Here is an 8,553-nt window from a genome sequence, read left to right as displayed (position 1 = left end):
TATCGGCTTGCAGCACCCACCGGCGCACGGACTCGTGGCCCACACCGACCTGGCGGGCCACGGCCGCTGACGCGGCCGTCAACGACGGATACTCCGACCGGTGCTCACGCACGAGCCTGACGGCCCGCTCCCGGAGCGCGGGATCGATCTTCTCCGGCATGACAGACATCCTTCCAACTCAAAAGAATGCGGCACCAAACCTAAGGCGCTTCACACCGCCGCCTCGCCCGCGGCTTCCGCAACCGGCACAACTACCGGCTCCGCATGCTCCTCGCCGCCGGCGGACTCACACCATGACCCCACCGGATGTCCGAAGAGCCTCATAAGCCGACGGCCCGGCCCCTTCGGAACTCGACGAGTAGACATACGAGAACACCCTTCAAGTCGTCCTCGTTGCGACGATCACGGGAAACCACCTCGTCGCAATGGCCCAGTTTTCGACCGTCGCCTACAGTCCCAAAATCCAGCGGAGCCGCGGCCATCACCTTGACGTGCGAAGCGTGACCATTCAGGGTCCGAATCCAGTCCGCAAAAAGTCCGCAGAATTCTCACCCGGGGCCTCTCGCGCACTTCCTCAGACCACCAGAGATCCGCGTAATTCCGCGGATTCCACCCTTCGCCAATCACACTCAAACGCGTTGATGCAGTCCGTCAACTACCGCTGACGGCGTGAATCAGCGGGCGATCATCGCATCGACCCAGCGCCCCAGTCGCGCATAGGCCGCCTCCCGGGCATCGTGCCGGGAGAGGAACACGTCGTGCAGCGCGCCGTCGATGCGCTCCACAGTGACCGAGGATCCGAGCTTGAGGGATGCCTTGGCGATGTCGTCCACGACCAGCACCGTGTCGGCGCGGGTGAGCGCATCGCTCCACCGGGTCGGGATCGCCGTGTGCGCCGACAGCAGCACGCAGATCGGCTCGTCGATCGACAGTCCCGCCGCAATCTGCGCGTGCCCGGCGACGATCGCGTGCATCCAGCCCACATGCACCGTCATCGTGCGTGCCGGCCGCCACTCGGCGACGGCCTCGATGGGGTCGGCCGGGTCGGCGGCCTCGGCCTGCGCCCGCGCGTAGAAGCCCAGATCCGCCTGCGGCCACGCGTCGTGCGGGCGCAGGCGCGAGTGCAGCTCCAGCATCGGCGAGATCGCGGCGCGCGTGGCCCCGGTGAGCTGGAACTCCAGCCACGGGCTGTTCAGCACCACCGCATCGGCGGCGCGCGGGTGCCGGTGTGCCCACAACGACAGGATGAGCCCGCCCATGGAGTGGCCGACCAGCACGAGACGGCGGGTGCCGCCAGCATCCATCGCCTCCAGCGCCGCCGCGATGTCGGCGTCGTATTCGGTCAGATCGGTGATGAAGCCGGGCGTCTGCCCGTCACGCAGGCTGCGTCCGTACTTGCGCAGGTCGAGTGCGTAGAACCGTGCGCCGCGATCGGTCCACAGCTTCGCGAATCGGCGGTTGAAGAAGTAGTCCGACCAGCCGTGCACGTACAGCACGTCGACGTCGTGCAGCGGGAGCGGCCAGAAGTGGCGGCGCGGCTGATGCCGCACGATCGTCGCGACGATCGGTCCTTCGGCATCCTCGCCCAGGGGCAGCGTGCGCTGCGCGAATCCCGCCCCGAGGATGTCGGGGGCCCAGTCGCTCACGCCCTCATCCTAGGCAGGGGCGCGTGCGATCACCGCTCGTCTGGGCGAGATATGCGAACCATCTCTTCGCGCGGCACGACCTTGATGCGGGCGCGGCCCACGGCCTCGCCGAGGGCGATCTCGTGGTCGTCGAGACGATGCCAGCCGTCGAGGTCGGTCCACTCGATCCCGCGCTCGGCGAGCAGCGCGGGGATCGCCGCCTCGGACGGGTCCGTCGGCTGCCACCATGTGCCCTGGCCGTTGATGAGGTGGCGCACGGTCTCCATCGCATCGGACTTGGTGTGTCCGATGAGCCCGACCGGCCCGCGCTTGATCCAGCCCGTCGCGTATACCCCGGGCACGCGCTCATTCGAGGACTTCTCGAGCACCTGCCCCTCGCGATTCGGGATGACCCCGTGCCGCTTGTCGAAGGGCACGCCGGGCAGCGGCGAGCCGAAATAGCCGACCGCGCGGTACACGGACTGCACGGGCAGCTCGCGGATCTCGCCGGTGCCGACCACGCCGCCCTCGCCATCGGGCCGGGTGCGTTCCCAGCGCAGCGCGGTGACGCAGCCGTGGTCGTCGGTGACGATCTCGCGCGGGAGCGCGTAGAAGTGCAGATGCAGGCGACGGGATGCCTCGCCCGGCGCGTTGTCGACGGTCGGCCGTTGCCGCCACGACTGCAGCACCCGATCGATCACCATGACCTGCTTGTTGCTGGCGATGGCGTCGAGCGAGGCCTGGTCGTACTCGAAATCCTCGTTGTACACGACCATGTCGACATCGCGCAGCTCGCCGAGCTCCCGCAGCTCGAGCGGCGTGAACTTCACGTTGGCGGGACCGCGACGCCCGAAGATGTGCACATCGGTGACGGGGCTGGCCACCAGTCCGTCGTAGACGTTCTGCGGCACCTCGGTGGGCAGCAGGTCTTCGGGGTGCTTTGCGAGCATGCGTGCGACGTCGAGCGCGACGTTGCCGTTGCCGAGCACGGCGATCGACTCGGCGTCGAGCGGCCATGTGCGGGGCACGTCGGGGTGACCGTCGAACCAGCTCACGAAGTCGGCGGCGCCGAACGAGCCCTGCGCGTCGATGCCCGGGATGTCGAGCCCCGCGTCGCGCACGGCGCCGGTGGCGAAGATCACCGCGTTGTAGTGGCGTTTGAGATCGTCGAGGGTGATGTCGCGCCCGAAGTGCACGTTGCCGAAGATGCGGATGTCACCGCGGTCGAGCACGTCGCGCAGTGCGTTGATGATGCCCTTGATGCGCGGGTGGTCGGGCGCGACCCCGTAGCGCACGAGTCCGTATGGGGCCGGCAGCTGCTCGAACAGGTCGATCGAGACGTCGAACTTACGCTCGGCCTTCAGCAGGATGTCTGCGGCGTAGATGCCCGCGGGCCCGGCGCCCACGATGGCAAGCCTCAGCTTGGTCATGTCTTCCTTCGTGTCGGGATGAGTCAGCTCGACCGGTCGGCCACGGCCTGCGCGAAGCGCGTGAGCGCGTCGCGCACCGGCCCGTCCGGGAGCGGTTCGAGTGCGGCGATCGCTTGCAGCGACCATTCGTTCGCCAGCAGGCGCGTGGCCTCGGTCGCCGGGTTGCCGCGCAATTCGGCGAGCGGTCCGTCGAGCAGCGCCGGGTCGGCGCCGTCAGCGATCCGATCGACACCCTCGTCGATGCGGGCGTGCAGATCGACCGACGCCGCGTCGTCCTGCCGACCGAGCAGCAGATACGGCATCGTCGGCACGCCAGCCCGCAGGTCGGTGCCGGGCACCTTTCCGGTCTCGTCTGGGTCGGCCGACAGGTCGATGACGTCGTCGAGCAACTGGAACGCAACGCCTGCCCGCTCGCCGAACTCGACCATGGCGGGCACGAACTCCTCGGCACCGCCCGAGAAGACGACCCCGGCCTCGGCGGCGGCGGCGATGAGCGAACCGGTCTTGTCGGTCAGCACCTGCAGATAGAACTCGACGGGGTCGTCGCCGGGCTGCGGGCCGACCGTCTCGTGCAACTGGCCGAGCACGAGCCGCTCGAACGTGTCGGCCTGCAGACGCTGCGCGCGTTCGCCGTGACGCGCCATGATCTGGCTGGCCCGGGAGAAGAGCAGGTCGCCGGTGAGGATCGCGACGTTGTTGCCCCACACCGCATGGGCACTGGGCACCCCGCGGCGCACGTCGGCGTCGTCCATGACGTCGTCGTGGTACAGCGATCCGAGGTGCGTGATCTCGAGTGCGGTGGCGACCTCGACGACCGCGTCCCCGGTGCCCTGACCGAGCTGAGCGGCGAGCAGAACGAGCATGGGGCGCACGCGCTTGCCGCCGGCCTCGTAGAGGTATCGCCCGGTGGTGTCGGCCATCCCGTCGGTGAACGTCAGCTCGTCGGCCAGCTTCTCCTCCACCCGCTGCAGCCCCGCCTCGATGGTGCGCAGCAGCATGCGGGAGCGCACGCCGGCGAACACGCGCTCGGTCAGTCCGAGGCGGCTCGCCGTGCGCGGCACGGAGGAGCTCGGGGTCACCCGACCAGCCTACCCGCGCGCGCGAGGGGCCTTGCGGCCGCGGTGCAGTGCGACGATCCCCAGCGACAGGTTGCGGTAGGCGACGTCCACCCACCCCGCCTCCCGCAGCCAGGCGGCGAGCGCCGGCTGGTCGGGCCAGTCGGCGATCGACTCGTTCAGGTACTCGTACGCCTCGGCGTTCGAGCTGATGACACGGGCCACGGCCGGCAGCACGCGGCCGTTGTAGAAGCGGTAGAGCGAGCCGAACAGCGGCGAGGGCGGGTGCGAGAACTCGCAGATCACGATCCGCCCGCCGGGCCGGGTGACCCGCAGCAGCTCGGCGAGCGCCTTCTTCGGCCCGTGCACGTTGCGCAGTCCGAACGACATCGTGACGGCATCGAACTCGTCGTCGCCGAACGGCAGGTCGGTGGCGTCCGCCTCGACGAACGAGAGACTGTGGATGCCCCCGTACCGCCGCTCACCCTCGGCGATCATCCCGGGCGAGAAGTCGGCGGCCACCACCTGCGCGCCGCTGCGCGCGAGCGCAACGCTGCTGGCGCCGGTGCCGGCGGCGAGGTCGAGGATGCGTTCGCCGGGCCGGGGGGCGATCACCCGGCGTACCGCGACCCGCCACAGGCGGTCGTTGCCCAGGCTCAGTACGTCGTTGGTGAGGTCGTACCGGGGGGCGACCTGGTCGAACATGCCGCTGACGCGCCCGGGGTCCTTGCCGAGGTCGGCGCGGTTGGGCTCGGCGGGGGTCACCCGACGAGTCTAGATGAGTGCGCACGATCGGCCGGTGCCCAGAACAGGCGAGGTGACCGAGAACAGGGTGCGTTCGTGGCATCCGTCATGCTCCGGGTCACGATGCATGTTCTCGGTACGCCGGGCCGGTGTCGGCAGCGGCACGGCGCCGTGCTCAGCCGGCCAGATCGGCGAGCCGGGCGAGCCAGCCGTCGGCCGTGGCACCGTCGAACGGTGCCGTGCCCGAACGCACCCGACGCTCGAGGTCGACGGCGAGCTGCTCGATGCGGGCCACGAGGTCGAGCGGGTACCCCAGGGCGATGCGATGCTCGTCCCATTCGTCGCGGTCTTCGATGTAGACGTCTCCGGGCTGGCGCAGCACGCCTTCGCGGTCGACGTACGGCTCGACGGGCACGCGCTGGACGACGTCGAGGTCCATATCGATGCCGGCCGGGCTCCCCTCGGCCGACCAGCCGACGTCCCAGGCAAGGTCGATGTACACGCGGGTGCGGTGCGGGGGCGGGTTATGGGTGAACGCATAGTCGCCGGTGGACGGCATGAGCGTCACGCACGGCTCGGTGGGCACGATCTCGCGCCCCGGGCGCGTGCTCGGCCAGCCGACCGGCTGCCCGAACCAGTCACCCCATTCGTCACTGCCGAGGTAGAGGCAGTCGCGCTGCCAGTGCGGAGTGCCATCCCACTTCCGCCAGCGGAACACGAGCCGCGTGCCGGGCACGGGACGAGTCGGTGCGGTCACGCGTCAAGTCTAGGCTGGAAGGGTGACACCACCCGTTCGTCTGCGCGTCCGGACGCGCGAGATCGACGCGATCGAGGACCTCCTCCCCTACACGTCGCCGCACGCCCCGCTCGCCTGGCTGCGCCGGGGCGACGGCATCGTCGGCATCGGCGACGTGATCCGCATCGAGGCGGGCGGGCATCGCCCGGCACCGGGGGGGATGCCGCGCACGACCACGATCGCGCAGGCCTGGCGCCAGGCGGCCGAGCACGCCGAGATCGACGATGAGGTGCAGCTGCCCGGGACAGGGCTGGTCGCCTTCGGCGCACTGACGTTCGACGAGGACTCGACGGCGGCGAGCACGCTGGTCGTGCCCCGTGTGGCCGTCGGGCGCCGGGAGGGCCGCAGCTGGATCACGCAGATCGCCTCCGGCCGCGGCGCCGCCGCGGATGCCGCCCCCGAGCCCACGCCGTACGGCCCCTACTGGGCGGGAACCCTGGGCCCCGGCGCCCTGGCGCCGGACGGATATCAGGATGCCGTGCGTCGCGGTCTCGCGGCGATCGCCACGGGCGAGGTCGGCAAGGTCGTGCTCGCCCGCGATCTGGTCGGCTCGGTGCCGTCCGGCGCCGACCTGCGCCGACTGGCCCGGTCGCTGAGCACCGGCTATCCCGACACATGGACCTTCGCCGTGGACGGCATCATCGGCGCGAGCCCCGAGACGCTGGTCACCGTGCGCGGCGGCACCGCGACCGCGCGGGTGCTCGCGGGCACCGCGCCGCGGGGAGCCGACGCCGACGGCGACGGTGCGGCATCCCTCGCCCTGGCCACCAGCGCCAAGGATCTCGACGAGCACCAGTACGCGGTGCAGAGCGTACTCGCCGCCCTGCGCCCATTCGCTGCGGCGGTCGCCGCGGCCGAACAGCCGTTCACGCTCAAGCTGCCCAACCTGTGGCACCTGGCCACCGACCTCGAGGCCGAGCTCGGCGACGGCGCGACGGCGCTCGACCTCGTCGCGGCGCTGCACCCGACCGCCGCGGTGGCGGGAACGCCGACGAATGCCGCCCTGGCCCTCATCCGTCGCATCGAACCGTTCGACCGCGGCCGCTACGCCGGACCGGTGGGCTGGGTCGACGCGCACGGCGACGGCGAGTGGGCCATCGCCCTGCGCTGCGCGCAGTTCGGCTCCACCGCCCGCACCGATGGCGCGAGCTGGTCGATCGATGGCCGCGACGGCATCCCGGTCACCGCACACGCCGGTGCGGGCATCGTCACCGGCAGCGATCCCGAGACCGAACTGCTCGAGACGCGGGTGAAGTTCCGCCCGATCGTCGACGCCCTGGCCTGATCAGGTCGCGGCCAGGCGCGCTCGCTCGACCTCGAGGTCGTAGGGTGCGTCGGGCCAGCGCGGCCCGATCTGCTGCAGCGCCTGCAGCAGCAGTGCCTGCACGGCCAGACGTGCGTACCACTTGCGATCCGCCGGCACGACGTACCACGGGGCGTGCTCGGTCGATGTGCGCTCGAACACCGTCTGATACGCGTCCATGTACGCCGGCCACAGTTCGCGCTCATCGACGTCGCCCGGGTTGTACTTCCAGTACTTGTCGGGGCGAACGAGCCGCTCGCCGAGCCGTGCCTTCTGCTCGTCGCTCGAGATGTGCAGCATGACCTTCACGATGCGCGTGCCCGATGCGACGAGGTTCTTCTCGAAATCGTTGATCGCGCCGTAGCGCCGCTCGATCTCGTCGGCGGGAGCCAGTTGGCGCACGCGGCCGATCAGCACGTCTTCGTAGTGTGAGCGGTCGAAGACGCCGATCATGCCCGCGGCCGGCAGCTTCTTCTCGATGCGCCACAGGAAGTCGTGCGCGAGCTCTTCGGGCGTGGGCTTCTTGAACGCCGCCAGCCGCACGCCCTGCGGGTCGACCGACCCGACGACGTGGCGGATGATGCCGCCCTTGCCCGCGGTGTCCATCGCCTGCAGCACCAGCAGCACCGCGGCGGCAGCGGGCGGTGTGCCCACCATGCTCTGCGCATACAGGCGCTCCTGCAGCTCGTCGAGCTCGGCCGAGCCGTCGATGAGATCGTCGGCCGCGTGCTTCTTCGAGCGTCCGTAGCCCGGCGTGCTCGAGGCATCCACGCTCGACAGTCGAAAGCCCTGCCCAACCCGCAGCAGTGTGCCGACATCACCGTTCCAGTGCTTCTGGCTCTTCGCGATCATGTCCCCATCATGGCCTGTCAGCGCGCCAACGGCACGTCGATGATGTGCCGCCTGGCGGGGGCGAGCAGCGCCTGGTCGAGCTCTGCCCGCGTCGACACCCGCGTGTACTGCCACCCGTAGGCGGCAGCGAGCGGCGCGAGCTGCACGGTGTGCGGCGTGTAGAGCACCCGGTCGCGGTCGTCGTCGCCGGCGAGCCGCGCCACCTCGAGGGTGTCGAAGATCGTTCCACCGCCGTCGTCGCCGACGATCACCTGCAGGCGCGGTTCGGGCTCACCGGGCGGCAGCAGCAGCGCACCGACGTCGTGCAGCAGCGTCAGGTCGCCGAGCAGCACGCGCGTGACGCCGGGCCGCCCTTCCGCCTGACTGGCCAGCGCGATACCGGCGGCCGTGGCGATGGTGCCGTCGATGCCGGCGAGGCCCCGGTTGGCGTGCACGGGCACCTTCTTGCCCGCCAGCACGTCGTCGGCGACCCTCACGAGCCGCGACGACCCGAACATCAGCCGGTCGTGCGGCCATGTCGCCCGCCACACCGCGTCGACCAGCACAGCCCGGTCGATCGGCTGGCGCACGGCGGCCAGCTCTGCCGCGACGGCGTCGAGACGGTCGTGCCGTTCGGTCGAGAAGAGTCCGTGCAGATCCGGAGCCGGCGGGGCGAGATCGATGGATGCCTCATGCCCGGCACGCAGCCACGCCTGCAGCCATGCACGGTCGGGGTCTCCTTCGCCGACCGCGACGGCGGAGACGGTGC

8 protein-coding genes and 1 pseudogene are annotated in these 8,553 nt (G+C 70.5%); 1 reads left to right on the top strand and 8 read right to left on the bottom strand.

Annotated features, from left to right (window positions below):
- From ACK5IN_RS04955 to ACK5IN_RS04930, 6 genes and pseudogenes are all read right to left on the bottom strand, one after another.
- Window positions 1-160 (bottom strand): annotated as a pseudogene (locus ACK5IN_RS04955) (IS3 family transposase); the annotation flags it as partial.
- A gap of 514 nt (window positions 161-674) precedes the next feature.
- A complete protein-coding gene (locus ACK5IN_RS04950) occupies window positions 675-1,646 on the bottom strand; it encodes an alpha/beta hydrolase (protein ID WP_416895099.1) in 972 nt (323 codons plus the stop codon).
- Window positions 1,647-1,675: 29 nt separating this feature from the next.
- On the bottom strand, window positions 1,676-3,055 hold the full coding sequence (locus ACK5IN_RS04945) for an FAD-dependent oxidoreductase (protein WP_416895098.1): 1,380 nt from the start codon (window positions 3,053-3,055) through the stop codon (window positions 1,676-1,678).
- A gap of 23 nt (window positions 3,056-3,078) precedes the next feature.
- Complete coding sequence (locus ACK5IN_RS04940) at window positions 3,079-4,134, bottom strand: polyprenyl synthetase family protein (protein ID WP_416895097.1); 1,056 nt, start codon at window positions 4,132-4,134, stop codon at window positions 3,079-3,081.
- Window positions 4,135-4,143: 9 nt separating this feature from the next.
- Window positions 4,144-4,815, bottom strand: a complete 672-nt coding sequence (locus ACK5IN_RS04935) for a class I SAM-dependent methyltransferase (protein ID WP_416895100.1) — start codon at window positions 4,813-4,815, stop codon at window positions 4,144-4,146.
- A gap of 214 nt (window positions 4,816-5,029) precedes the next feature.
- Window positions 5,030-5,611 carry a hypothetical protein gene (locus ACK5IN_RS04930; protein ID WP_416895096.1) on the bottom strand — a complete coding sequence of 194 codons (582 nt, stop codon included), beginning with the start codon at window positions 5,609-5,611 and terminating at the stop codon, window positions 5,030-5,032.
- Between the two features lie 22 nt (window positions 5,612-5,633).
- On the opposite strand from ACK5IN_RS04930, the gene ACK5IN_RS04925 reads away from it, so the two are divergent.
- A complete protein-coding gene (locus tag ACK5IN_RS04925; RefSeq protein ID WP_416895095.1) occupies window positions 5,634-6,935 on the top strand; it encodes an isochorismate synthase in 1,302 nt (433 codons plus the stop codon).
- On the opposite strand, the gene ACK5IN_RS04920 is transcribed toward ACK5IN_RS04925, so the two are convergent.
- Both ACK5IN_RS04920 and ACK5IN_RS04915 read right to left on the bottom strand, forming a co-directional pair.
- Window positions 6,936-7,805, bottom strand: a complete 870-nt coding sequence (locus ACK5IN_RS04920) for a PPK2 family polyphosphate kinase (RefSeq protein WP_416895094.1) — start codon at window positions 7,803-7,805, stop codon at window positions 6,936-6,938. It lies immediately after the preceding gene.
- A gap of 17 nt (window positions 7,806-7,822) precedes the next feature.
- Window positions 7,823-8,553, bottom strand: a 731-nt coding sequence (locus ACK5IN_RS04915) for a thiamine pyrophosphate-binding protein (protein ID WP_416895093.1), incomplete at its 5' end; no start/stop codon positions are given.

This window comes from Microbacterium sp., assembly GCF_047971895.1.
GTDB lineage: Bacteria > Actinomycetota > Actinomycetes > Actinomycetales > Microbacteriaceae > Microbacterium.
The sequence above is the reverse complement of the archived record's forward strand: the minus strand, read 5'-3'. Positions and strand labels throughout refer to the sequence as shown.